Raw genomic sequence first — 24,225 nt, 5'->3', positions numbered from 1 at the left:
TTCTTAGCGTCATTCTCAACCTTAGACGGTAAAGTGAGAGGGGGGAAAGAATGGGGAGATACCGTGTTCAATCCCACCCGAACCTCCGCCACCCTGCGGAAATTATCGTCATGACCAGGAGAAATCTGATCTATGCCCCAACTTGAGGCGACCTTAGAGATTGACTTCCACAGTGAGCAATACAAAGATGCCTATAGCCGAATTAACGCGATCGTCATCGAGGGCGAACAAGAGGCACATGAAAACTATCAAAAACTAGCAGAACTTCTGCCCAATGATAAAGACCAGTTAATCGGACTTGCACGCATGGAGAACCGCCACAAAAAAGGCTTTGAAGCCTGCGGTCGTAACCTCAGCGTGGTTGCCGATATGGAGTTTGCCCGCGAATTTTTCTCCGCGCTGCACAACAACTTCCAAGTTGCCGCCGCCGAAGGTAAAATTGTCACCTGCCTGCTGATTCAATCGCTGATCATTGAGTGCTTTGCGATTTCGGCATACAACATCTACATTCCGGTTGCAGATGACTTCGCTCGCAAAATTACCGAAGGTGTCGTCAAAGACGAATACATGCACTTGAACTACGGCGAAGAATGGCTGAAAGCAAACTTTGAAGCCTCGAAAGCCGAGTTAGAAGAAGCAAACAAAGCAAATCTTCCCTTGGTTTGGAAAATGCTGAATCAAGTCGAGGCAGATGCCAGCGTTCTTGGAATGGAGCGCGAAGCATTGGTCGAAGACTTTATGATTCAATACGGCGAAGCGCTGACCAATATTGGCTTTACGACCCGCGATGTCATGCGGATGTCGGCGCACGGACTTGCAGCCGTCTAACGGCGCGACGACGAACGATCGCTTCAATCTTCCGACGGTGGACTCTTGATCTGCTTGCGTCCATCGTCGATTTGTGGCATTTTCTCTTACATCAGTTTAACGGTTTCGTTTTATCCATCTCACCGCCTGAAGTCGGACTACTTCACATACGATCGATGTTTGGTCTAATTGGTCATCTCACAAGCTTAGAACACGCTCAGTCTGTTGCACGAGAGCTAGGATATCCCGAATACGCGGATCAAGGCTTAGATTTCTGGTGCAGTGCCCCGCCGCAGATTGTCGATACAATTCGAGTCAAAAGTATTACGGGACAAGAAATCGAAGGACGTTACGTTGAGTCTTGCTTCCTCCCAGAAATGCTGGCAACCCGCCGCATCAAAGCTGCAACTCGAAAGATCATTAACGCGATGGCACACGCGCAAAAGCACGGCATCAATATCACAGCACTGGGTGGATTCTCTTCAATTATTTTTGAGAATTTCAATCTGTCGCAGATCCGGCAAGTGCGAAACGTCATGCTGGAATTTGAGCGGTTTACAACCGGGAACACACACACCGCCTACATCATTTGCCGCCAAGTCGAACAAGCCTCGAAGCAGTTAGGCATTGAGTTGTCAAAAGCGACGGTGGCGATCTGTGGCGCAACTGGAGATATTGGCAGCGCGGTTTGTCGCTGGTTAAATTCTCGCGCTGATGTAGCCGAACTGCTGTTAATTGCACGAAATCAAGAGCGGCTTCAGGATCTGCAAGCCGAACTCGGACGAGGCAAGATTCAGAGCCTAGAGGAAGCCTTACCGCAAGCGGACATCATCGTTTGGGTCGCGAGTATGCCGAAGGGTGTGGAGATTGATCCAACACAGTTGAAGCAGCCTTGTTTATTGATCGATGGTGGCTATCCGAAAAACTTGGGTACAAAGGTACAGCATCCAGGAATTACAGTTCTCAATGGTGGAATTGTGGAACATTCGCTAGATATTGACTGGCGAATTATGAGCATCGTGAATATGGATGTGCCTGCACGCCAGTTGTTTGCGTGTTTTGCCGAGTCAATGCTGTTAGAGTTTGAGAAGTTGCACACGAATTTCTCTTGGGGACGCAATCGGATCACGGTTGAGAAAATGGAGCAGATTGGAGAGGCTTCGGTGAAACATGGGTTCCGTCCGTTGTTGATTTAATCGATCGTACAATCGCCAATCTTTTAGAGACGTTCCGCCGGAGCGTCTCTGTTTTTTATGACCTACGCCTAAAATCAGGTGAGTTCGACGCAAATTCTTGACTACGTTTAGATCTGCGCGTTGCCCCCTAAATCCCCCACGGGTGGGGGACTTGGAGCAGCGAAATTCTCCAATCTTATGAGTTCTCCCGACCTTCAAAGTCCCCCAAAATGGGGGATTTAGGGGGCACGACCGAACCTAACCGCAGCAAGGAAATCCGTCGAACTGACGTTAAAATCCTAAATCCGCCTTAGCCGCCTCAGCCGCCCGAAACACCTCAACATCCGGTAATTCTTCCCAAGCGGTATCACCAATCTCTCTGTAAAACGTTTCATCATACGGACGAGTCCGCACAACCACAGGCATCGGAACTGCATGACCTAGAATTAACGCCTGTTGTTTTGAATCGAGTTTTGCCAGTACCGATCGCAGACTTTGCCCCCCAGACACTCCGGTAAAAATCGCATCAATATCTTTCTCATCATTCAACAAGGCAGTAATCCGCGTTCCAATCTGTGACATCACCTCGTTATCAATGCCAGACGGACGTTGATCCACCACTAACAGCGTGACAAAGTATTTCCGCATTTCACGGGCGATCGTACCAAAGATAGTCTGTCCGACCGTTGCTGGATCAAGAAATCGATGGGCTTCTTCGATCGTAATCACAAGCTGTTGGGGTCGATCGCTCACTTCTTTGGTTTGCAAAAACTTCTCTGCTTTTCGCACATAAGCTTGGTGAATTCGCCGCGCAATGATGTTAGTCGCCAACATATAGGACAGTAAATTCGATTGAGACCCAAACTCAATCACAACATGCTTTCCACTTTCAACACATTCAAGGATCTGACCGACATAGTTATGCGGACAACTGTTGCGAATGTATTTTAGTTCATCAAGGCGATTGAGCTTACGTTGCAGCGCCATGATTGAGGACTTACTGCCCATTTTCGTCTCACAAAACTCCTGAATTTCGCCATTGCTCATAGTGAGGAGACGATTAATCCAAGCCTTGCCAAATTCATTCCGGAGAATAATTGCGTTTTCTAGCGCGGCTTCTGAAAGATTTAGCTCTCCCCGCACTAGCATTAAATCTTCAACATCGATTTGGTCGTAGCTGACATAGAGTTCTTGAGCATCGCGCACTCCTCGCCGCTTTGTCGAGTCCGGATCGAGTGTGAAAATCTGCACCTGTCCTGGAAATAGTTGCCGCAAACCTTTTACTGTACTGAACTGCTTTCCTTCGCGAGTGGCTTCCCATCCATACTCGGAGTGCATATCAAAGATCAGATTTACTGCCGCTTGTTTTCGCACAATGCCCGCGAGCAACAATCGCGTAAGGAATGATTTTCCAGTCCCCGATTTCCCAAAGACACCATTACTGCGCTCGACAAATCGATCGAGATCCAAACAAATCGGCACCTCCATATCGATCGGCTGTCCAATGGCAAAATTCCGCCGATGGGGGTCATCCTCCCAGCCAAACACGGCACGGAAATCTCGCTCACTCGCGTCATACACCTGGCTGAAGTGGCTCGGAATCGTTTTTACGGGTAAAAGCTCGATCGCTTCACTTGAGCTTGCTTCAAACGATGCCAACTTGGAAGATTTTTTCTTTTTCTCAACAGGCTTTTCAGTCGGCGTAAACATCAGCATCGGAGACAGTTCGATCGTGCCGTATGTCCCGCTTCCGGCAAGCACTTCTTGTAAAAATAAATTAGTGGGCTCTGGGGGATTGGCGATAATGCGCTGGCTGGCAGTTCCGAGAGAAACATCGGTGAGCATACAGAAAAAGCGCGATCGCGTTCCCTGCACAACCAGGAACTTGCCGACCCGCATTTCCTCAACTGAGATATCAGGATGCAGTCGCACTTCTAACCCTTGGCTCAGAGATCCTTGAATGACTGATCCCAATGGCTTCTCTAGATCCATAACTCCGCCCCAAGCAATTGTTCTATCTTAGTTCAGCTTGGAGCAGGCGTACTAAGTTTGTCAAACAGCATAGGAAGATTAATGCGAGGCAAGGCGCTATTAAAGTCGCTATCTACAGTACAAATTTAGTATTCATTCCTGCTTTAAAGGAAGCTTGCTTTTTATTAAACGTTTACATAAATTATCAGCAAATTAGACATTTCAGAATAAAATACTGCGCTATTCTTCTCAACGAATACAATTAATTAGCCTTTGAAATAGTTGGATTTTTACTAACTACAAAGCGAAGACCTTTTGAAGAAACAACCCTTTAACTAGCAGTATTTTGAACTCATCAAATTGTTTTATCGATTCAATCGATCCATTTATGAATAAAAAGAAAGAGAAGCCAGAATTTGTATCATGTTCTACACGAACAGCCTGCATCAATTGCATAGAATGACAGCTACAAACAAGAGTTGGAGCGATTTCAACCATGAATAGACGGAGGTTCACTCGTCGAGGCTTTTTGCTTTCTCTGTCACTCAGTTCATTTGCTTTCGTCGCTGCATGTTCTAATACTCAAGCAAGCAATGTATCTGGTAATTCGGGTGGCAAAAAAGTAATTCGCATTGCGATCGGCACTCAAGATCAAGTAATTAACACGGCAACCGGAGGCTCTGTTATTCGCGAAGAGAAATTGCTTGAAAAGTATTTGCCCAAAACCGGAAAATACGAAAATGTAGAGTACAAAATTGAGTGGTCAAGCTACACTTCAGGGCCTCCGATTACCAACAAAATGCTTGCCAATCAGCTTGATATCGGCATGATGGGAGACTTTCCCCTCACAATTAACATGACAACTTTTCAGCAGAAAGGTGGCGGTGTTAACACGCTTTATATTGGCACCTTGGGTTACAGCGCGACCGGGGCTGGAAATGCAGTCATGGTTCCAAAAGATAGTCCTGTCAAAACATTGGCAGACTTGAAGGGCAAGCAAGTTTCTGTTCCGTTTGGTTCTGCGGCTCACGGAATGGTGCTGAAGGCGTTAAAGGGCGCTGGCATTGACCCTGAAAAGGATGTCAAGCTAATTAGCCAAGCGCCAGAGGTTGGCGGAACCAGCCTCCGAACCAATCAAATTGATGCTCATGCAAACTTTGTTCCCTTTGGCGAACTATTTCCCTTCCGCGGCTTTGCACGCAAGATTTTTGATGGTGCAGAACTTGGTGTTCCCACGTTTCATGGTGTGGTTGTGCGATCGGACTTCGCAAAACAATATCCAGAAGTTGTCGTGGCATATATGAAAGCAATGCTCGAAGCGAATAAGCTCTTCCGCGAACAACCCGAAGCAATCTCAGCCAAGGTCGAACAATGGGCGGGTGTGGAAAAAGAAGTCGTCTATATGTTCCTTGGCCCTTCAGGTTTACAGCGACTCAATCCCACAATTCGCAAGCCGAATTTGGATGCCTTAAACAACAGTGTGACCACATTGAAACAATTAGGAAGGCTAGATGCAAACATCAAAACGGAGGATGTGACTAAGTTTGTTGATGACAGCTATCTCAAGCAGGCGATGCAAGAAATGGGAATGAACTACGAGCAAGCTGCGACAGAAGCTGATAACTTTACGATCGCAGGTGAGGATGCTGAAACCAAGCAGCCGATTCAAGATGCAAAATTAGCGGCTCAACTGTGGCTCAAGGATGAAGATAAAGTCAGAAACTATGCCTCGATTCAAAATATGATGACGGCATTGAAAAAGATTCAAGCAGAAGGAAAGCAGGCGGTGAGTGCAATCTTTGTTCACGATCGCACCAACGGCTGGAAACTGTTTGCCGAAAATTCCTTCTTTGTTCGCAACAATGATGGTATTTCTGCATTCCTGACTGAGAAAGATGCTCAAGCCTTTGCCCAGACGAATGGCGCTCAGGTGGTTGGCTTTAAGGGGCTGCAAGAATTTTCCGCACAAGCATCCCAGCCTAGTTTAGCAGCGCGCTAAGTGCAAGGCGCTTTTGATACAGCTAGGAATGCGTTGAACATGAAACAATGCGTTCCTACTCGTTTTCTTTCACCGATTGGAGGCACTTCATGTCTAGCTCATCCTCTGAGCGATCGACAAAACTCAGCATCGTCGATCGCTTGAGTTTTCTATTGTCACAGCTATTTCAAAAATCAGAAGGAACTTCGCGGCTCAATCTATTGCGTGTCTTCCTGCGGGTACTTTCGCTTGTCTTGTTTTTTGGAATTTGGCAGTTTCTCTGTGCGATCAAGTTCCAATTCTTCATTAATTTTTCGTTTCTGCCTTCTCCACTGGAAGTTCTCGGTGCAACAGTTAAGTTCTTCTCAAGCAACCCAATGATGCACTTGCAGGCGAGTGTGATGCGGGTGCTGTTGGGATATGCGATCGCAGCAGTGTTAGGAATTAGCTTAGGAATTGTAATCGGCTGGTTTCAAAAGATCGAAGACTTAGTTTTTCTACCCTTAGAAATTCTGCGTCCGATTCCTGCGGTTGCTTGGATTCCGCTCGCGATTTTGATGTTTCCTGATGCAGAATCAGGAATGGTCTACATTACCTTTATTGGTGCATTCTTTCCAATCTTAATCAGCACGATCAAAGGGGTTGAAGGCACTGATTTACTGTTGTTGCGCGTTGGACAGTGCTTGGGAGCGCAACAATGGCAGGTCTTCAAGGACATTGTAGTTCCGGGAGCCATGCCAAATATTGCGAGTGGCTTAGTGATTGGTATGGGGAATTCCTGGTTTTGTCTTGTAACCGCAGAAATCTTAGCAGGGCGATTTGGGATTGGTTATCTCACTTGGGAATCTTATGTGACTTCTAACTATCCGCCGATCGTCATGGGAATGCTGCTGATCGGATTAATGGGATCACTGAGTTCTTTTGCAGTCGATCGTCTCACTCATGTCTTGATGCCTTGGCGCGTCACCAAGAAAGGAACCAGCAATTAATCAGTAGAGGATAGTGATTGTGACAATGTTAATCGAGCAAGGAACTCCACAACAAGCACTCAAAGGACTGGTAGAGGTTGAAGATTTATCAATTTGTTTTAAGCGAAAAGGGCAGTTAATCCCGGTGTTGGAGTCGATCGACTTTACGATCGCTCCCGGTGAATTTGTGTGTTTGCTCGGCCCATCCGGGTGCGGTAAGTCCACGATTCTGAATGCAATTGCGGGGTTTATCAAGCCGTCTTGTGGCTCTGTCTCAGTCGATCGCAGGGTTGTTGTTCGTCCTGGAGCCGATCGTGGCTTTGTGTTTCAGCAGTATTCTCTGTTGCCCTGGAAAACGACGTTTCAGAATGTCGAATTTGGGCTGAAGATTCAAGGCATTCCGACTGAAAAGCGCAAAGAGATTGTGAATTACTATCTCAACCGTGTTGGATTGTACAAGCATCGTCACTCTTATCCCTATCAACTATCCGGAGGAATGCAGCAACGGGCAAGTATCATTCGTGCCTTGGTAAACTCTCCTTCTGTGTTGTTGATGGACGAACCCTTTGCAGCGCTGGATGCTCAGACCCGACATATGATGCAGGAGCTTCTGCTCGATATCTGGAGTGAACAGAAAACAACTGTGATTTTTGTTACGCACGATATTGAAGAAGCAGTGTTCCTGAGCGATCGTATCTTTGTGATGGGAGTGAATCCAGGCAGGATTAAGCAAATCGTCAATGTTCCTTTAGACCGACCGAGACACAGTGATATCACGGTTACTTCAGGGTTTTTGCAACTGAACCGCGAGATTTTTGAACTGATTCGAGAGGAAACGATGAAAAGTATGGAGGTAGAGTGAGGTGCGATCGACAAAGGTAATTTGCTTCGATGCGGGTGGGTGCAGCCCCCTAAATCCCCCACGAGTGGGGGACTTTGAGGTGCGATCGCACCTCAGACAGCAAGAGAAGGTTTAGAGCGAAGCATACGATGATGTACTTCAGTAAAGTAGCAATACAAAGGACAGTTAGTTTTATTTCTTCAAAGTCCCCCACGAATGGGGGACTTAGGGGGCAAGAACAATCCACAACGCAGCGAGAAACTGGTAGAGCCTAAGCTCTAGCCTGCTGCAAGAACTCTGACTGAATCCATTGATTCAAGTTAATGGTTTGTAGCTCCTGGTTTCCCGGAATCAGACTAAGTTGATCAATGTGTAATCTCAGCCAATCAGGACGAATGCTCATCTCCGAGAAGAACCGTCCAGGTTGATTTGGTTGATAAGAACTGCTGAGAATTTGCACAATCACCTCTGAGTCAAGCTGTGTCCATTTTGCAACTAAAGACGGTGCAGTTGGAGTGGTATCGTACCAATACTGTGCAGCAGACAGCGCCCGCAGATAGGCGATCGCAACTTCCGGGTATTGTTCTGCAAGCTCACTCGTCACCACTACCCCATAAAAAGCGGGCAAAGCTTCAGGATTACAGCCGCCTAGATAGCGGAACTGTCCCCGACGACAAGCAATGTCATGAAAGGGTGCAAAGTGAGCATAGCCATCAGCGTAGTGTTCAGAGAACTCAAATGGATGCGCGGATTCGAGAGGAAGCAAGTTCACTTGATTTAAGAGGTTCATTGCATTCAGCGATCGCAACACCATTCCATGTGCAGAAGACCGCAGTGGAACCGCGATCGCTCGTCCACGCAAGTCATCCACACTCTGAAGCTGAGAACGGTTCGGAACCACAACCGCATTGCAAGATCCATCGGGATTGGTGGAAACAAAGCTAATCAAACGAGTGTTTTGTCCGGCTTCAGCACTTAGAAGCAATGGATAGTCACCCAGAACACCAATGTTTAATTGCTGCGCTCGTAGTCTATCGACGATCGGTGCTCCGGTCGAAAAGTCCTGCCACTGAATCTTGTATTGTGTTGAGCTATATCGCCCTTCTTTCGGTAAGAAATGTTCTAGCAGTCCGAGCCGTTGGATAATCAGCCCTGCGGTCACAGCCGGAACGGTACTGTTTTGAACTCCGATCGAGAGCGTCAGCACTTCGGGGCGGGAAGATGAATTGCTGCGCCGAGTGAAGCTCGGCGATCGTAGACGAACGACATTTGAGCCAGGTTGAGCCGCAGAATGTTTGGCTTGCAGCAGGTGGATCAATTTCTGGATCGGGTTGAGACTGCGCGATCGACGACCCGATGAAGTTGCTGTGTTTGCTTGAGCTAATCGCCGAGGTGTGACCAGATAGACAGTTCCAGACAGCGCAAATTCTTGAATCGGAATCGCGCTCACAGTTCCCAATTCACACTCTGGTTTAAAGTCGAAGTTCGTTGCGAATCCAAGATAGTTCCCCTGCATCATATACGTTCGCATTAGGCTCATCGTATCGACAGTTTCAAACTGAAGAAAATTATCGAGCGAGAAGCCTAACTCTGATAAGCGCGATTCTAAGACTAAGCGGCTGGGTGTACCTGAAGGCAGCAGCGCCCAAGGATACTTTCTCAAATCTGATAAGCTCAACCAGTGTTGTTTTGCCAGGGGGTGAGTGTGGGCGACAAACAACTGATAGGAAATCGTGTCGATCGCGGTGGCTGAAAGTTCCGAAAATTCTTCAAAATTCACATCAGAAATTCCGACATCCACTGTTTGACTCGTCATCGCTTGATAGAGCAATTCGGCGGACTCAAACACCAAACACTGAACCTGAATGCTCGGATATTGTTGTCGATATTCAAACACAACACTTGGCAACCAGCCTTCAGCAAGCGCCATCGTACAGCCAATTTTCAGGCTGCCATATTTTCCTTTTTTAATATTTTCAATTTTTTGGAGCAACTCATTTTCAATTTGAATCAGTTTTGCTCCTTCTTCCAATAAGAATTCTCCTACCTCTGTCAGTTGAATCTTACGACCTAAACGATAAAACAGCGAAGTTCCTAACTCGGTTTCTAGCGACTTGATCTTAGCGCTTACCGCAGGCTGGGTCAGGTTTAGAGCATCTGCTGCTTCCGTAAAACTCAGGTGACGAGCAACTTCTAGAAAAACTCGAATCTGATAAACTTCCATCGCCTTAAACTCTAATGGTGTATTCGCTTCGTGCCTTCACTGATCATATCAATCGATGGATTCAATTCATTTATTAGTTCATAAAATACTGCGATAAAGAAAATCAAAAATGTACTGCACAATAAAAACAGTCGAACTGAATTACATCTTCTTCTAGACGAATTTCTTCGATAGAAAAGATGTCTCTAATCAAATCGTTTTTTCTGATTTTTTCTGTAGTGCTTGAGACAGTTTTGAGCGCACAGCTAGATGCTGTCCATCAATAGGGAGGATTTTTGAGTGAATACTCAATGGATGAAGACGGATGTTCTGGTAATCGGGGGCGGGACCGCTGGAACAATGGCAGCCATCAAAGCAAAGCAGGCGAATCCCGATGGTGAAGTGCTCGTCCTGGAAAAAGCGAACATTCGTCGAAGTGGCGCGATCGCAATGGGCATGGATGGTGTCAACACTGCCGTCATTCCCGGTAACTCAACTCCAGAACAATATGTTCGAGAGATTACGATCGCCAATGATGGAATTCTCAATCAGAATGCGGTTTATCAAACAGGTAAACTTGGCTTTTCTGTGATTCAGGAACTCGAAAGCTGGGGCGTAAAATTTCAGAAAGATACTCAAGGCAATTACGACCTCAAGCAAGTGCATCGGGTGGGTAAATACGTTTTGCCGATGCCAGAAGGAAAAGACTTGAAGACGATTTTGGCGCGTCAAGTGAAGCGTCACAAAGCCCAAGTGACCAATCGGGTGATGGCGACTCGCGTGTTAGTTCGGGATGGACGTGCGATCGGTGCAGTCGGTTTTGATGTTCGCAATGGTGATTTCGTTGTCATTCAAGCGAAAGCTGTGATTCTCTGTACGGGAGCTTGCGGACGGTTAGGATTACCTGCTTCGGGCTATCTCTATGGAACTTATGAGAACCCCACTAATGCAGGTGATGGCTATTCGATGGCATACCATGCAGGCGCGGAACTAAGTAACATTGAATGCTTCCAAATCAATCCGTTGATGAAAGACTACAACGGGCCTGCTTGTGCGTATGTTGCCAGCCCATTTGGAGCTTACACAGCAAATGCACAAGGCCACCGCTTCATTAGCTGTGACTACTGGAGCGGTCAAATGATGCTGGAAGTTTGGAAAGAACTCAACTCTGGTAAAGGCCCGATTCAACTGAAGATGACTCATTTAGACGAAAATACGATCTCTGAAATTGAGTCGATTTTGTGGTCGAATGAGCGTCCCAGTCGCGGCAGATTCCATGAAGGTCGAGGTGAGAACTATCGCACGAATGGCGTCGAGATGAACATTTCTGAGATTGGACTCTGTAGTGGTCATAGTGCCTCTGGGGTCTGGGTAAATGAGCGGGCTGAAACTTCAGTGCCAGGACTTTATGCAGCAGGAGACATGGCGAGTGTGCCACACAACTACATGATTGGTGCATTTGTGTTTGGACGAATTGCTGGAGAACATGCAGTCGAATATGTTCAAAGCTTAGATCATGTTGATCCTGATCCAGAGTTCCTGGCAGCCGAAAAAGCAAGAATCTATGCACCGCTCGATCGATCCAACGGCATCCCGCATACTCAAGTCGAATACAAGCTGCGCCGCTTAGTGAATGACTATCTACAGCCCCCGAAATCTGCAAATCGCATGGAAATCGGGCTGAGCAACTTTGTACGCTATCACGACACCTTAGACCTCATGGGTGCGCGTGATCCACACGAACTGATGCGCTGTATGGAAGTTCACTTTATTCGCGATTGTGCAGAAATGGCAGCAAGAGCCTCACTCTTCCGCCGCGAAAGTCGCTGGGGACTGTATCACTATCGCGTAGACTATCCAGAAAAGAACAATGATGAATGGTTCTGTCATGTGCATCTGAAAAAGAATGAAGATGGAAACATGGTGTTATTTAAGCGTCCGATCGAACCTTACATTGTCGATGTGGATGTTGAAACCGAAGTGTATGATGTCGCCGTTCGTTAAGTTGTTCACGTTGAGAAAAGGTTGACCTATGGCTTTAGCAACTCAAAGAGTCGATGTCCCCGTCATTGTCGATGAATCCAAATGCCTTGAAAAATGCGTTGCCTGCATTGAAGTTTGTCCATTAGACGTTTTAGCAAAAGACCCCGAAACAGGCAAAGCTTACATGAAATACGATGAGTGTTGGTTCTGCTTACCTTGCGAAAAGGAATGTCCGACCAATGCAATCACTGTGCAAATTCCGTTCTTGTTGCGCTAGGGGGAAGTAATGGAAACCAACTCTGAACTTGCTCCTTGGTTGGAGATGCTACGATCGCCAGAGGTCGAAGATCGTCTTGTTGCGGTCAAAACATTGCAGCATCTTGGAGATGAAGAAGCTTTAGCACCGTTAATCGATGCACTAAAAGATGAAAGCTTCTTAGTGCAAAAACTAGCAGTGACCGCGCTCTGGGAACTTGCTAATCCAGCAGCAGTTCCGGCACTGATTGAATGTCTTGCTTCTCCTGATGAAGAAATTCGCGATGAAGCGCGATCGGCGTTAGGTGAATTGGTCGCTCCGGATCATCTACTCATGTTGCTCGATGCGCTACTCCAAGACGATGTGAATCTACAGCTTAATGCTTTATTCCTGCTGCGGAAGATTCATGATGCTCAATCCCTACCGTATGTGCTGCCCTTCTTTGAATCTTCTAACCCTGCTTTAAGAGAATCGGCAGTCACAACATTGCGATATCTCAACCAAGTCGAACGCTGTCAACCTGCATTAGCACTGATGTCTGATTCAGATGCAAGTGTTCGACGAGCAACTGCCTTAACTTTGGGGCATTTAAGCGATGTAGAAGTTGTTCCTCGTCTGTGTGAAGCACTGACCAATGATTCAGATTGGGAAGTGCGGCGAAATGCAGCCAAGTCTTTGGCAATTCATGCCGATCGCAGTGCAATTTCCTCTCTAGAAGCTGCCTTAAAAGATGAGCATTGGCAGGTGCGTAAGTTCAGCTTACAAGCCTTGCAAAAAACACCTGATGATCATTCTCTCCCATTGTTCATTCAGGCGCTCACCGATGAGTATTCCGACATTCGTCGAGATGCCGCGATCGCGCTTGGTATTCTGAAAAATCCAACCGCCCTTAATCCATTACAGCAATCGCTCGACGATCCCGATCGCGATGTCTGTATCTTTGCTCAACGCGCTATTCAGACCATCCAAGAAGCTTTGCAAGAACCCTCCAATGCCTAACCACCGATCGCCGTTTCAGACGGTTCACGAGTCTCCTGCATCTACGACCGATCCAATTGCTGAAGCTAGACAGCAAGCAGTGACTGAACTGCTTAAAACGGTCACTGAACCTATTCTGAACAACAATATTGTGAGTTTGGGAATGGTTCGTAATCTTAGAGTGGTCGATGGGTATGTGTATCTCCGTCTTTATGTTGGTCAGCATCAACATGGCTTGAAATCACAGATTGAGGATGTACTTTCACAACTGACTTGGTGCAAAAAGGCTTACATCCAGCTTTGTACGATTCCGGGAGTGAGAACCACGTTAGCAATCTCTAGTGGTAAAGGGGGAGTTGGAAAATCAACGACTTCTGTTAATCTTGCGATCGCGCTTAGTCTACAAGGGGCAAAAGTGGGTCTTCTCGATGCAGATATTTATGGCCCAAATGTGCCGCAAATGCTTGGATTAGGACAGTCCCAAGTAGAAATCATCGAAACGGCTGAAGGAACGCGATTTTTGCCTTTAGAAGCACACGGAATTAAGGTGATGTCAGTCGGATTGCTGGCAGAACCTGATCATCCGTTAGCGTGGAGAGGCCCTGTTCTGCACAAAATCATTACTCAGTTCATTCACGAGGTCGAATGGGGCGATTTAGACTATTTGCTGATTGATCTCCCTCCCGGCACTGGGGATGCTCAGATTACGATCGTCCAAGAAAGTCCGATTTGCGGTGTGTTGCTAGTGACGACACCACAGCAGGTTGCGATCTCCGATGTTCGTCGTAGTATTCATATGTTTCGTCGCGTCGGAATTCCAGTTCTCGGCATCATCGAAAATATGAGCTATTTACTGTGCGGGCACTGCGGCGAACCAACTCCGATTTTCGGCAGTGGTGGTGGACAGCAGTTAGCAGAAGAACTTCACACTCCATTATTGGGACAAGTTCCGATCGATGCTCGAATTTGTGCAGGCGGTGACGCTGGAAAACCTCTAACGCTGGCTGATCCGACTTCATTAACGGGACAAGTGTTTCTCAATGTTGCTTCAGCACTTGAAACAACGTTCTGTTCAATCAAACATAGACCATTAAAAGAAGTGGTTTTGTGCTGAGTTAATTTATAAGTGTTCGACAGCCCTGCTTTGTCGGATGCACAAAGCAGGTCAAATCCTTATTGGTTGCAAAACATTGAATCACCATTAGAGTAATGCGACAAAAAGTAAATAATGTGAAGCCCTTCGCTGTAAAAATCGCTCCGCTTCAAAGTGATTTCTACTCACAGATAGCGATACAGGCAAAAATAGGCTTTGCTCAAATTCAGTCAGGAATCTTGCTCACTTCCGGCTTAGCCGCGATCGCTTATCTGCTGCGACTGGTTCCCGGATTCCATCTCTTTAGTCCGCTAATTCTGTCGATTCTACTCGGCATTCTGGTGCGAAATACGATCGGAACACCCTCACACGCTCAAGCAGGAATTAGTTTTGCAATGAAGAGAGTCCTCCGATTTGCAGTGGTTCTGCTTGGCGTTCAACTCAGCCTGCTACAAGTCTTCTCAGTTGGCATCGCAGGAATGTTGATCACCATAGCGACTTTACTGAGTACATTTTGGTTAACTTGTTGGTTAGGAAAACAGTTAGGAATTGATTCTAGCTTGACTCGTCTCATTGCTGCGGGAACTTCGATTTGTGGTGCTTCTGCCGTGATTGCAACCAGTACCACAACTAAAAGTGCAGATGAAGATATCACTTATGCGGTTGCAATTGTGACCCTGTTTGGAACATTCTCTATGCTTTCGTATCCATTGCTGATAGGACAGCTACACCTAACGCCAGAAGCATTCGGATTGTGGTGCGGGGTTTCAATCCATGAAGTTGCACAGGTAATTGCGGCTGCATTTCAAGCTAGTCCGCTCAGCGGTGAGGTGGCTAGTATCTCGAAGTTATCAAGAGTGCTTTGGTTAGCTCCGATCGTTCTACTACTTGGATCAGTTTCCAAAACTGATTCCTTAAAAACAAAAGTGGCAATCCCTTGGTTTGTTATGTATTTCATGCTTTTGATTCTGCTCAATAGCTTGAACTTATTTCCACAGGGCTTAAAAAGTGCGATCGCACAGCTAAACCAAATTCTATTAGCGATCGCAATGGCAGCAATGGGTTTAGAAACAAGGCTGAATCAGATTCAGAAGATTGGATTAAAACCTTTATACTTAGGTGCTTTATCTTGGTTATTTATTTCTATTTTTAGCTATGGGCTGATCAAACTGTTTTATTAGTCTCTTGCATGGAACCCTTTACTTTAACGATCGCAACCGCTTTGATTTTATTTGTCTGCACCTCAATTCGTTCAGCGATCGGTTTTGGTGATGCACTGCTTGCTATGCCGCTGCTCGGTTTAATCATGAGTTTGCGAACTGCCACTCCTGTCGTAGCATTCACAGGATTTATCATCAGCTTAATCATCTTAATTTCCGATCAAGATAGTGTTGACCTCAAGTCGGCGTGGCAGTTGATTGTTGGAACAGTCATTGGAGTTCCTTTTGGCTTATTGCTGTTACAGTATGCGCCTGAAAAGTTGGTCAAGATTGGACTTGGCATTATCCTAATTCTGTACGGATCGTACAATCTCATTTCTGTAAGGTTTCCTCAGCTTTCCCATGAACGATATGCAATCTGGTTTGGATTTATTGCAGGAATTTTAGGAGGAGCCTATAACACTAATGGACCTTCGATCGCAATCTACGGGGTGCTGCGTCGTTGGTCAGCCACTTATTTTCGGGCAACGATGCAGTGCTATTTTCTATTTTCAGGCATCGCGACGATCGCAGGGCACGGATTTGCAGGACTGTGGACTCCGATGGTTTGGCAGTTGTTTCTCTGGTCAATCCCCGGAATTAGCATCGGAATTTACGTTGGGAGCAAGATTAATCGTCTCATCCCGCAGCCGAGATTTAATCAGATTATTTTTGGCTTATTGATTGTCGTCGGCTGCATTTTCCTGCTGTGACAGCCTAAGCTTCGAGGAGAACAGAGTTTGTTCAAGCTTCCCTTTATCTGCCGCGATAGTTCTGCTCAATCCAAAGTCGTAATTCTGCTTCAGAATCTGCATACACACAGTCTCCTGTGCGCGGATCAAAGGCATACCACCACCAGTCGCTGCCCTGCTCATACTGGTACACCTGCAACTCTGATTTGCTAGAAAATGCGTTGGCGACCCTTTGTTTGAAGGCGTTAAATCTAGCAGCTAACGATCCTCGATGTGGTGTTGCTGCCTGTCCAAGCTGCTGCTTCTCCCGCTCTAATAATTCAATTAATTGTGTGTTGTGGGCTGCTTGAGCTGCTTCGATGCGGTGAGCAAGAACAGCCATAATGTTGTCCTGATGCTTAGCAGAGAGTTGAGAGTTGTTTGTATCAAGTATGGTTGTCATAATTTGGGTCATTCATAAATCGTCTATTCATAACTATATAAGATTTTCTGTAGCGAGAACTACAAAATCAATCTTTCCTGACATAACGCCAGTTTCCAAAAAACCTACGACACAGCAGTTTCCTCCGTAAAGACGCGAACACCTTCGGTGAAGCTTCAAATCGCGTCTTTACGAGGATCTGTCGCGAGTATTGAAAGATTTTGTATGAAGCCGATGAGCCCGATCGCTTGCCAGGTTAAAGCCCTGAATGACCAGCGCCTTCTATCTCGTCTGCGCCATCGCTTCCGTCGATCGCACCGGTCTTTGCCCCACAATCTGGAGTTTGACTCCTCTCGCTGGAGCAAGCGTCACCCCACGGCGACGCGGCACTTCGGGACGACGATCGGCTAAGGCAAGCTGATAGCGCGACAAAATCGTTGCCAGTGCCAGCTTCATCTCAAACACCGCCAACGCTTCACCAATACAGCGCCGTGCCCCACCCCCAAACGGCATAAACTCAAACGGAGAAAACTGCCGTTCTAAAAAGCGCTCTGGTTTAAACTGGTGCGAATCTGGGTAAAGATCTTCCCGGTGATGCAGCAGGTAAATACAGCCGACCACATTCACTCCGGGCTGAAGCGGATGTCCTAAGAGTTCCAACGGTTCGTTCACGACTCTGGTAAACGTAAGCATTGCAACCGGATACAAGCGCAAGGCTTCGTTACAAACTGCGCTGAGATAGGGCAAGCGGGCAATTGTCATGGGATCGGGATTAGAGCCGATCGAATCAAGCTCTTGCAGCAATTTCTCACGCACTTGGGGCAAGCGATGAGTCCAGTACAGCGCCCAAGCCATCGCTGTTGCGGTCGTCTCATGTCCAGCAAACAGCAAGGTCATCAGTTCATCCCGGAGTTCTGGATCGCTCATCGGCTCACCATTCTCATCGCGGGCTGCCATCAGCAACGACAGAATATCTACCCAATCGGGATTGTTCTCGCGACGACGATCGGCAATCTCGGCATACAGTAGCTTGTCAATTTCGGCACGATCGCGCAGAAACTTGCCCCACGGCATCCACGCCCCCAAATCTCGCTGCATCCATGGGAAAAACAAAAAGCTCGCCGCTAAGGGAGAGCGGAATCGCTCGGTCATCGTTGTAATTGCTGATCGGAGGCGATTAAATCGCTCTCCCTCAGTTACACCAAACACAGCCTCTAGAATGACTTGTAGCGAAATTTCCTGCGTCGCCGATCGCGCCGTGAAGGATTGAGCGATCGGAATTCGACTAAAAACTTTTTCGGTGAGCTTGCAGATTAAATTGCCATAAGCCCGCATTCGTTCACCATGAAACGGAGGCATCAACAATTGGCGACGACGCTTATGCCGATCGCCACTGAGCATAATTACCGAATAGTCACCAATCAGCGGAGCCAGAATTTGGTTCACTTCTCCGGGAGCGAGAAAGCGCTTGCGATCGCTGGTGAGGATATCTTGAATCGCTTGCGGATGATTGACAAAAACTAGATGACTCCCCCCAACAATTCCTGCCGAAAAGAGATCAGGATGCTGCTGAGCCGCTTTTTCCATGTAGCTTACGGGATCAGCAACCCATTGCAATTCTTGCAGTAAGAACGGAGTCTGTAGCGTATTTGGTAAGTTCATTAGCCCCTCCACTGTGTGAGATTCGGAGTACATCCCGTCCGTTGGTCTTGAGACACCCCGCCGACTAAAAATCTGCTGCTTGGATATCTCCAGGATAAGCGCTACCACGGTTAATTGGGTACTCCGGCGCTGAGCAAGAGAGGCGGTTATTAACGCTTCAGGTGGCTTAGAATCACATGAAATACATCAGTGGCTTCTAGAGAATCTCTTTGCAGTAGGTCGGTTTCGCGGGTGATTAGCATTGGGCAGTCTGCTGCACTTGGTGTGAGATGCCCGTGCGATCCTTTTACCACACTGGCATCTAACGGAATGACTTCCATCAGATACCGGAATCCCAATTTTTTCTTCAGGAGTGTTGTTCCCAGTTTAAGTTTCGGTAGTTTGATCTGAGGATCAATAAACAGTTCTGCGGGGTCATATCCTGGTTTGCGATGGATATCGACTGTTCTAGCAAAATCGGGAGCTTTGCGATCGTCCATCCAGTAGTAGTACGTGAACCAGGCGTTCGGTTTAGCAACAGCAATCAGATCGCCTGATCGAGGATGGTCAAGATGATAGGCTTCTTTGCCTGCCTCATCCAGCACCAGGTCCACGCCATCTGTTTGTTCAAGTAATTGCTTTACCTTGTCGAGACAGCTTGGATCATTAACATACACGTGAGCAATTTGGTGATCTGCAACAGCAAAGGCTTTACTTGCCCCAGCATCTAACAGTTCTCGCCCTAATTCCTCTCGAACTTGCAGCAGCTCTGCTTGACGCAGTACGCGGTTGAGGTGAATCGGCTGATTGACCGGAGTAATGCCATATTCAGAAAGAAGAATGACTTGAGCGCCACGGTTTTCATAGTAAGCAATCAGATCGCCACAGATAGCATCAATTTCCTGCAAATCTTGAGCAATCTCATCGGGCTGACAGCCAATCTTTTGCAAACAGTAATCTAAATGAGGAAGATAAATCAGAGTCAGCGTGGGACTGTACAGTTCCTCAACTCGTTTCGCCGATGCCGCAATCCACTGGCTTGATTCAGCAGAAGTCGCAGGGCCCCAAAACTTAAACAAGGGGAACTCTCCAAGCTCAGTCTGGAGCGTAGAGCGGAGATCGGCAGGTTGGGTATAAATATCTGGAAGCTTGCGCCCATCAGCCGGATACATGGGGCGGGGTGTCACCGAATAGTCGACCGAGGAGTACATATTGTACCACCAGAATAAGTTCGCACAGGTGAACTCAGGATCAATGCTTCGGGCAACGTCCCAGATTTTCGGACTCTGTACCAGCTTGTTCGACTGTCGCCAGAACTTGATTTCGCAGTCGTCATGAAAATACCAGCCGTTAGCAACAATGCCGTGATCTGTGGGATAGCGTCCGGTGAGATAAGTCGCTTGTGCGGTACAGGTTACAGCAGGCAGAACCGGCTTGATCGTCGCGATCCGACCTTGTGCGATCCATTGTTTTAGCTGCGGAGTATGCTCTCCTAACAGCCTTGAACTTAGACCAACCACATTAATAACAACAGTTTTTTTCATGAGTTGCTGAGAAATTCAGTGAATGGAACGATCGCAATCAAGCCAGAGTTTTCAAAACCCAGTGATATTCGCGCTGAATAGACTCTAGAATGTCCAGCTTCATTGCAGGCGGTAAGACATCCCAGGTGTAAGTTTCAATTTCCAAGTGTGTACAATCTGGTGCAAGCGATAGGTTCTGAAGCGCCTGATAGATGTGATCTTGTGTCGAAGCAAAAGAAGAGTAGCGATCAATAAAGATAGGAACGTGAAAGTGAGTGCGCCATTCGATCGCAGCATCGATCGCAAGATAGGGCATTGCTTCTGTCAAATCCGCATAGTGCTGAAGCGCTCCATCTGCATGACGAGTCACGACTTGATGCAGATAAGTTGATTCTGCAAACGGAGCTAACGATTGAATCAAAGATTGGCGCTCAGAGGGTTCCGGTAAAGTAATTTTGAGCGCGGCGCTGAGTTGAAACTTACCAACCTTGATGCCTGCCGCTTTTAGTGCGGCTAGAGCGATCGCAGGTTCCTCATATTCCACCGCAAAATGACAGGTATCATAGCAAAGCCGAATATGCTGTCGGATTAAAGTTTCTGCTGTTTGGATATCTACTCCTAGTGCCTGCGTGAGAACAGGAGTTCCGATTGGGAGTAGCCAGTCTTGGAAAAATGCGATCGTTTCTTGCGTGTTTTCAATCAATCCATCCGGTTCTGGTTCAAGGTCTAGGTGCAATAGCTTTCCAGTTTGTTGATGTACTTGAGCCATTACCACAACTGCCTGCGCCAAATTCAAACTGCTATGGTGAAATACTTTCTCCTGCGCTGTTGCATCGTTTTGCCACCAAGGTTTATAGGATAGAGGCAGCGTTGAAATTCCACCGTCTATACCTTCTGGTAGTAAAGCTGCCAAAATGCGAATCAAACGTTCGGTGTACGCTAGGCGTTCTGGTTTCGACCAATCAGGTGCATAGACCTGATCTTTCACAATCTGGTGGTGAAAGCCTCCAAAAGGGAATCCGTTGATCGTAAAGACATACAAATCCTGTGCCTGAAGCCAGGTCTGAAACTCGATCAGGTTGTCCCCCTGAAAAAGCTCCTGGGTAGCGGCATCTGCCAAACGCAACCCAACACCAAAAGACTGATCTGGGCTAAGCTGCTGTTTCAGAACAGGAAGATAAGTTCGTAGATTGGTGTAGGTTGCATCCCAGCTTTCACCCGGATGAATATTGGTGCAATAAGTGAGATGGAGCGGGGATGGAGTGGAAAGACGCATGACTAGGATGACAAATAGAACTTTAGAGAGTAGATAGAATCGCGATCGCTTTGCGGTACTGTTCCCAATCAACGTGATGGACTTCCAGACCCTGACCCACTTGCTTTAATAGCATCAACGTTAGCTCTCCGCCTAAATGTTCCCGAAATTCACTCAGCCCGCGAAACAGGGATAAAGGGTGCTCTGGCTCATCAAGATAGCTAGTTAACTCTGGAACAAACAGCGTAAAGCCTAATGTTTTCAGAGTTTTACAAATGCGTTGCCAATCTGCTTCAGGTAAAAGATTGATTAAATAGGAATAGGTTGCATCCAGCGCAATCCCGATCGCAACTGCTTCTCCATGCCGCAATTCATAATTCGTGAGCCGCTCTAATCGATGCGCTGCCCAGTGCCCAAAATCCAAGGGTCGCGATGATCCCAGTTCAAACGGATCGCCATGTCCGGCAATATGCTCTAGATGAAGTTGGGCACAGTGATAGATGAGGTGCTGCATCGCTGGCATCTCTCGTCGTGCGAGTGCCTCTGCTTGAGCTTCAATGTTGGTGAAAAATTCAGGTGATTTGATCAACGCCACTTTGATTGCTTCCGCCATGCCCGATCGCCAGTCGCGATCGTCGAGCGTCGTTAAAAACTCAAAGTCATTCAGTACCGCAAAGGGTGGCGCAAAGGTTCCTAAAAAGTTCTTTTTGTTGAAGGCATTAATACCATTTTTCACGCCAATTCCAGAGTCATTCTGAGCCAGAACCGTAGTGGGTACTCGAATCAGGCGAATGCCCCGATGAGCGGTTGCCGCAGCATAGCCAACCATATCCAATACCGCACCACCACCGATCGCGACTACATAAGAGTGACGACATAACCCAATGTCATCGACCGCCTGATGCAGTTGCTCAATTAGACTAGGATTGTTCTTTGCGGCTTCACCACCGGGAACCACGATCGGAGAAATGGGCAGGGCTAACTTTGGGTAAGCTTTGGTATAGGATTCAATTTGATTCAATAGCTGGGGATGATGCGGGAGCAAGCCTCCATCGACCACAACCAACATTTTTTTAGCGTCTGCATCTGCCTGTTGAGCAATGACTTGCGCCAGGAGTGGATTATCTGTCCGAAATAAGCCTTGTGTAAAGTGAACTTCATATCGAAAGTTTACTTCAAACTGCTGTTTAAGGATCGGGAGCGAGGACTGTTGAGGACGAGCAGGACGGCGCAATAAAGATGTCATAGTTATTTGGAGAATGAACAGCAGCAAAAAACGCAAAGATTAGGTTACAGCGAACAATCGCGCTAGAAGCATAGATAGGGGAAGCAACACGAGTAACATCGCTCCGTACAGCCATCCAGCAAAACCAGCCGCTACAGCAGCATCCATCACAATCAAGGAAAGAACTCCTGATTTCACAGCGTTTTGAATCGTTTTGGGGCTGGGATCTTGAGTCGCTTTAATAAAAGCAGGGAGAATCAATCCCGCAAATAACAGCACAAAAGGAACAGCAGCAAGCAAGTGATAAACAGGCAGGAATCCCAGTAGCAAAATTGCTGAAATCACAGCTCCGGCTAGCACCAGCGCAGCAATCCCGGTTTCACGCTTGCCTCCTTGCACCTCGCCCCGACTAATCGCTGTAACCGCAATAATGTATACGATCGGGATCAAAGCCAAGAACCAGCGATCACTCAACAATTCCGGAGCCGCACTAATCCCCAAGAGCAAGTTTCCTCCCCGACATAGCCCCATATTGATCGGGCCAAACTGATCCTGGTGCTTGCCCGCACTGTCATACAGTAGTGCTGCAATCGTGATCGCGATCGCCAATAAAGCACTGATCAGAGAGACTTGAGCCGCCGCCGCAATGCCGCCCAGTAGCAGCACGCTTCCTAAAATTGTTGCTCCCTGTCGTGAAGCTCGACCACTAGGAATCGGACGTTCAGGACGCTCCTCTGCATCTAGCTCTGCATCAAACACATCATTGAAGACAACCGCCCCGGCGTAGAGTCCTGTCGTTGCTAACAACAGCCAACCAAGGGGAACTAGCTCTACTATAGATACCGTTCCAGCCAGCACTGCCTGGATTTGACTCACTTGCCCAGCCGCCGCATATCCTAGCAGAATGTCTGCCCAGGCAGTGAGGATATTGGCAGGTCGCATCAATTGCAGGTAGGCCCATAGCGAGGCGGACTGCATACTGGTTGTATTCATCGGGGTAGGGTTCTAAAAGAGTTGTATTGAGAGACCTGTCCTGGTATTCAAAGAATAGAAACAAGTATCAAGCATTACCGAATGATTAAAGATTCTTGCTCGGCATCGTACACAGGGGTTTGTCCTCGTAGAACCGAGTTGCCACTGTAAAGTTGACGCTGATCGACAGGGAGAGGATTCAGCCAGTCCTCTTCTTTCATTTCACCGCTTTGACCATAAGCTGCAAGCGCATTGCTATAGCTAACTGCTCTCACCTGCTCTTCGGGAATTCCGCACTGAAGCATCAGTTGAGCGGTTTTAGGAACTGCTAACGGGTCGCTCATTCCCCAGTCTGCTGCGCTGTTGATCATGATTTGCTGGCTGCCATAGCGCCGCACCAGTTCTACCATTCGTTCATTCCCCATCTTGGTATTGGGATAGATAGAAAACGCACACCAAAAACCCCGATTTACTACTTCTTCAACGGTTTCCTCGTTGCAATGATCGATTATGACTCGTTGAGGATCGATCCCATGTTCCAAGCAAATGTCCATGCTCAACGTGGTTCCCTCTTTTTTGTTGCGATGGGGAGTATGTACCAGCACTAGCTTATCGAGTTCTTTTGCAAGCTCAAGCTGTAGGCGAAAGTATTTCTCTTCTGCCTTTGTAATCTCATCAAAGCCAATTTCTCCGATCGCGACTACCCCTTCTTTGCCAGCGTAGAGCGGTAATAGCTCCATTACTTCCTCCGCCAGGGCTTCATTGTTGGCTTCTTTTGGATTGATGGAGATAGTACAGTAATGGCGCATTCCAAACTGTCCAGCCCGAAATCGCTCCCAACCCACCAGACTATTGAAATAGTCTTTGAATGTTCCTGCGCTGGTACGAGGCTGCCCCAACCAGAAGGAAGGCTCAATCAAGGCAACGACTCCATATTGCTGCATCACCAGATAATCATAGGTGGTGCGGGATGACATATGGATATGAGGATCGATAAACATCATGGAGTTTGGCTGCATGGCAATTGGTTGATTGTTGGACAGA

The 24,225-nt window shown here is 47.2% G+C and carries 20 protein-coding genes; 11 read left to right on the top strand and 9 right to left on the bottom strand.

The genetic code is table 11. From position 1 onward, the window contains the following. The first annotated feature begins 132 nt into the window (after nt 1–132). Both H6F51_17460 and H6F51_17455 read left to right on the top strand, forming a co-directional pair. Nucleotides 133–828 carry an aldehyde oxygenase (deformylating) gene (locus H6F51_17460; GenBank protein MBD1824263.1) on the top strand — a complete coding sequence of 232 codons (696 nt, stop codon included), beginning with the start codon at nt 133–135 and terminating at the stop codon, nt 826–828. Nucleotides 829–983: 155 nt separating this feature from the next. Beyond that, on the top strand, nt 984–2,003 hold the full coding sequence (locus H6F51_17455; protein ID MBD1824262.1) for a long-chain acyl-[acyl-carrier-protein] reductase: 1,020 nt from the start codon (nt 984–986) through the stop codon (nt 2,001–2,003). A gap of 270 nt (nt 2,004–2,273) precedes the next feature. Here the strand turns inward: H6F51_17455 and H6F51_17450 are convergent, their stop codons facing one another. Next, the gene (locus tag H6F51_17450; GenBank protein MBD1824261.1) at nt 2,274–3,974 is read right to left on the bottom strand and encodes an ATP-binding protein; all 1,701 of its coding nucleotides are present in this window, start codon (nt 3,972–3,974) and stop codon (nt 2,274–2,276) included. Between the two features lie 475 nt (nt 3,975–4,449). On the opposite strand from H6F51_17450, the gene H6F51_17445 reads away from it, so the two are divergent. From H6F51_17445 to H6F51_17435, 3 genes are all read left to right on the top strand, one after another. Next, nucleotides 4,450–5,952, top strand: a complete 1,503-nt coding sequence (locus tag H6F51_17445; GenBank protein ID MBD1824260.1) for an ABC transporter substrate-binding protein — start codon at nt 4,450–4,452, stop codon at nt 5,950–5,952. Nucleotides 5,953–6,080: 128 nt separating this feature from the next. Beyond that, nucleotides 6,081–6,920, top strand: a complete 840-nt coding sequence (locus H6F51_17440; GenBank protein ID MBD1824259.1) for an ABC transporter permease — start codon at nt 6,081–6,083, stop codon at nt 6,918–6,920. A 25-nt stretch (nt 6,921–6,945) separates the two neighbouring features. After that, a complete protein-coding gene (locus H6F51_17435) occupies nt 6,946–7,761 on the top strand; it encodes an ABC transporter ATP-binding protein (protein ID MBD1824258.1) in 816 nt (271 codons plus the stop codon). Between the two features lie 250 nt (nt 7,762–8,011). Here H6F51_17435 and H6F51_17430 read toward each other — a convergent pair whose 3' ends face one another. Continuing rightward, the gene (locus H6F51_17430; protein MBD1824257.1) at nt 8,012–9,964 is read right to left on the bottom strand and encodes a LysR family transcriptional regulator; all 1,953 of its coding nucleotides are present in this window, start codon (nt 9,962–9,964) and stop codon (nt 8,012–8,014) included. Nucleotides 9,965–10,258: 294 nt separating this feature from the next. Here H6F51_17430 and H6F51_17425 point away from each other — a divergent pair, with 294 nt between their 5' ends. From H6F51_17425 to H6F51_17400, 6 genes are all read left to right on the top strand, one after another. Further along, nucleotides 10,259–11,947: a fumarate reductase/succinate dehydrogenase flavoprotein subunit gene (locus tag H6F51_17425; protein MBD1824256.1), complete on the top strand. Its 1,689-nt coding sequence runs from the start codon at nt 10,259–10,261 to the stop codon at nt 11,945–11,947. Between the two features lie 28 nt (nt 11,948–11,975). Next, on the top strand, nt 11,976–12,203 hold the full coding sequence (locus H6F51_17420) for a 4Fe-4S dicluster domain-containing protein (protein MBD1824255.1): 228 nt from the start codon (nt 11,976–11,978) through the stop codon (nt 12,201–12,203). A 9-nt stretch (nt 12,204–12,212) separates the two neighbouring features. Continuing rightward, a complete protein-coding gene (locus H6F51_17415; GenBank protein MBD1824254.1) occupies nt 12,213–13,181 on the top strand; it encodes a HEAT repeat domain-containing protein in 969 nt (322 codons plus the stop codon). Then, nucleotides 13,174–14,274 carry an Mrp/NBP35 family ATP-binding protein gene (locus H6F51_17410; protein ID MBD1824253.1) on the top strand — a complete coding sequence of 367 codons (1,101 nt, stop codon included), beginning with the start codon at nt 13,174–13,176 and terminating at the stop codon, nt 14,272–14,274. Before H6F51_17415 ends, H6F51_17410 begins: the two co-directional genes overlap by 8 nt. Nucleotides 14,275–14,369: 95 nt before the next feature. Beyond that, nucleotides 14,370–15,434 (top strand): YeiH family protein, encoded by a 1,065-nt coding sequence (locus H6F51_17405; protein ID MBD1824252.1) that lies wholly within the window; start codon nt 14,370–14,372, stop codon nt 15,432–15,434. Between the two features lie 8 nt (nt 15,435–15,442). Further along, nucleotides 15,443–16,165 carry a sulfite exporter TauE/SafE family protein gene (locus tag H6F51_17400; GenBank protein MBD1824251.1) on the top strand — a complete coding sequence of 241 codons (723 nt, stop codon included), beginning with the start codon at nt 15,443–15,445 and terminating at the stop codon, nt 16,163–16,165. 43 nt (nt 16,166–16,208) lie between these two features. Here H6F51_17400 and H6F51_17395 read toward each other — a convergent pair whose 3' ends face one another. The 7 genes from H6F51_17395 to H6F51_17365 all read right to left on the bottom strand — a co-directional run bounded on the left by H6F51_17395 (nt 16,209) and on the right by H6F51_17365 (nt 24,200). Then, a complete protein-coding gene (locus H6F51_17395; protein MBD1824250.1) occupies nt 16,209–16,526 on the bottom strand; it encodes a hypothetical protein in 318 nt (105 codons plus the stop codon). A 321-nt stretch (nt 16,527–16,847) separates the two neighbouring features. Then, nucleotides 16,848–18,227: a cytochrome P450 gene (locus tag H6F51_17390; protein MBD1824249.1), complete on the bottom strand. Its 1,380-nt coding sequence runs from the start codon at nt 18,225–18,227 to the stop codon at nt 16,848–16,850. Nucleotides 18,228–18,376: 149 nt separating this feature from the next. Further along, on the bottom strand, nt 18,377–19,750 hold the full coding sequence (locus H6F51_17385; protein MBD1824248.1) for an alkaline phosphatase family protein: 1,374 nt from the start codon (nt 19,748–19,750) through the stop codon (nt 18,377–18,379). A gap of 37 nt (nt 19,751–19,787) precedes the next feature. Continuing rightward, nucleotides 19,788–21,005, bottom strand: coding sequence for a metabolite traffic protein EboE (gene eboE, locus H6F51_17380; protein MBD1824247.1), 1,218 nt, complete (start codon nt 21,003–21,005; stop codon nt 19,788–19,790). A gap of 22 nt (nt 21,006–21,027) precedes the next feature. Continuing rightward, nucleotides 21,028–22,230, bottom strand: coding sequence for a 3-dehydroquinate synthase (locus H6F51_17375; protein MBD1824246.1), 1,203 nt, complete (start codon nt 22,228–22,230; stop codon nt 21,028–21,030). Between the two features lie 39 nt (nt 22,231–22,269). Continuing rightward, nucleotides 22,270–23,202 carry a UbiA-like protein EboC gene (gene eboC, locus H6F51_17370; protein MBD1824245.1) on the bottom strand — a complete coding sequence of 311 codons (933 nt, stop codon included), beginning with the start codon at nt 23,200–23,202 and terminating at the stop codon, nt 22,270–22,272. Nucleotides 23,203–23,276: 74 nt separating this feature from the next. After that, nucleotides 23,277–24,200 carry a TatD family hydrolase gene (locus tag H6F51_17365; protein ID MBD1824244.1) on the bottom strand — a complete coding sequence of 308 codons (924 nt, stop codon included), beginning with the start codon at nt 24,198–24,200 and terminating at the stop codon, nt 23,277–23,279. Nucleotides 24,201–24,225: the final 25 nt, after the last annotated feature.

It is taken from the genome of Cyanobacteria bacterium FACHB-DQ100, from assembly GCA_014695195.1.
In the GTDB taxonomy this organism is placed as follows: Bacteria; Cyanobacteriota; Cyanobacteriia; order Leptolyngbyales; family Leptolyngbyaceae; genus Leptolyngbya.
The sequence above is the reverse complement of the archived record's forward strand: the minus strand, read 5'-3'. Positions and strand labels throughout refer to the sequence as shown.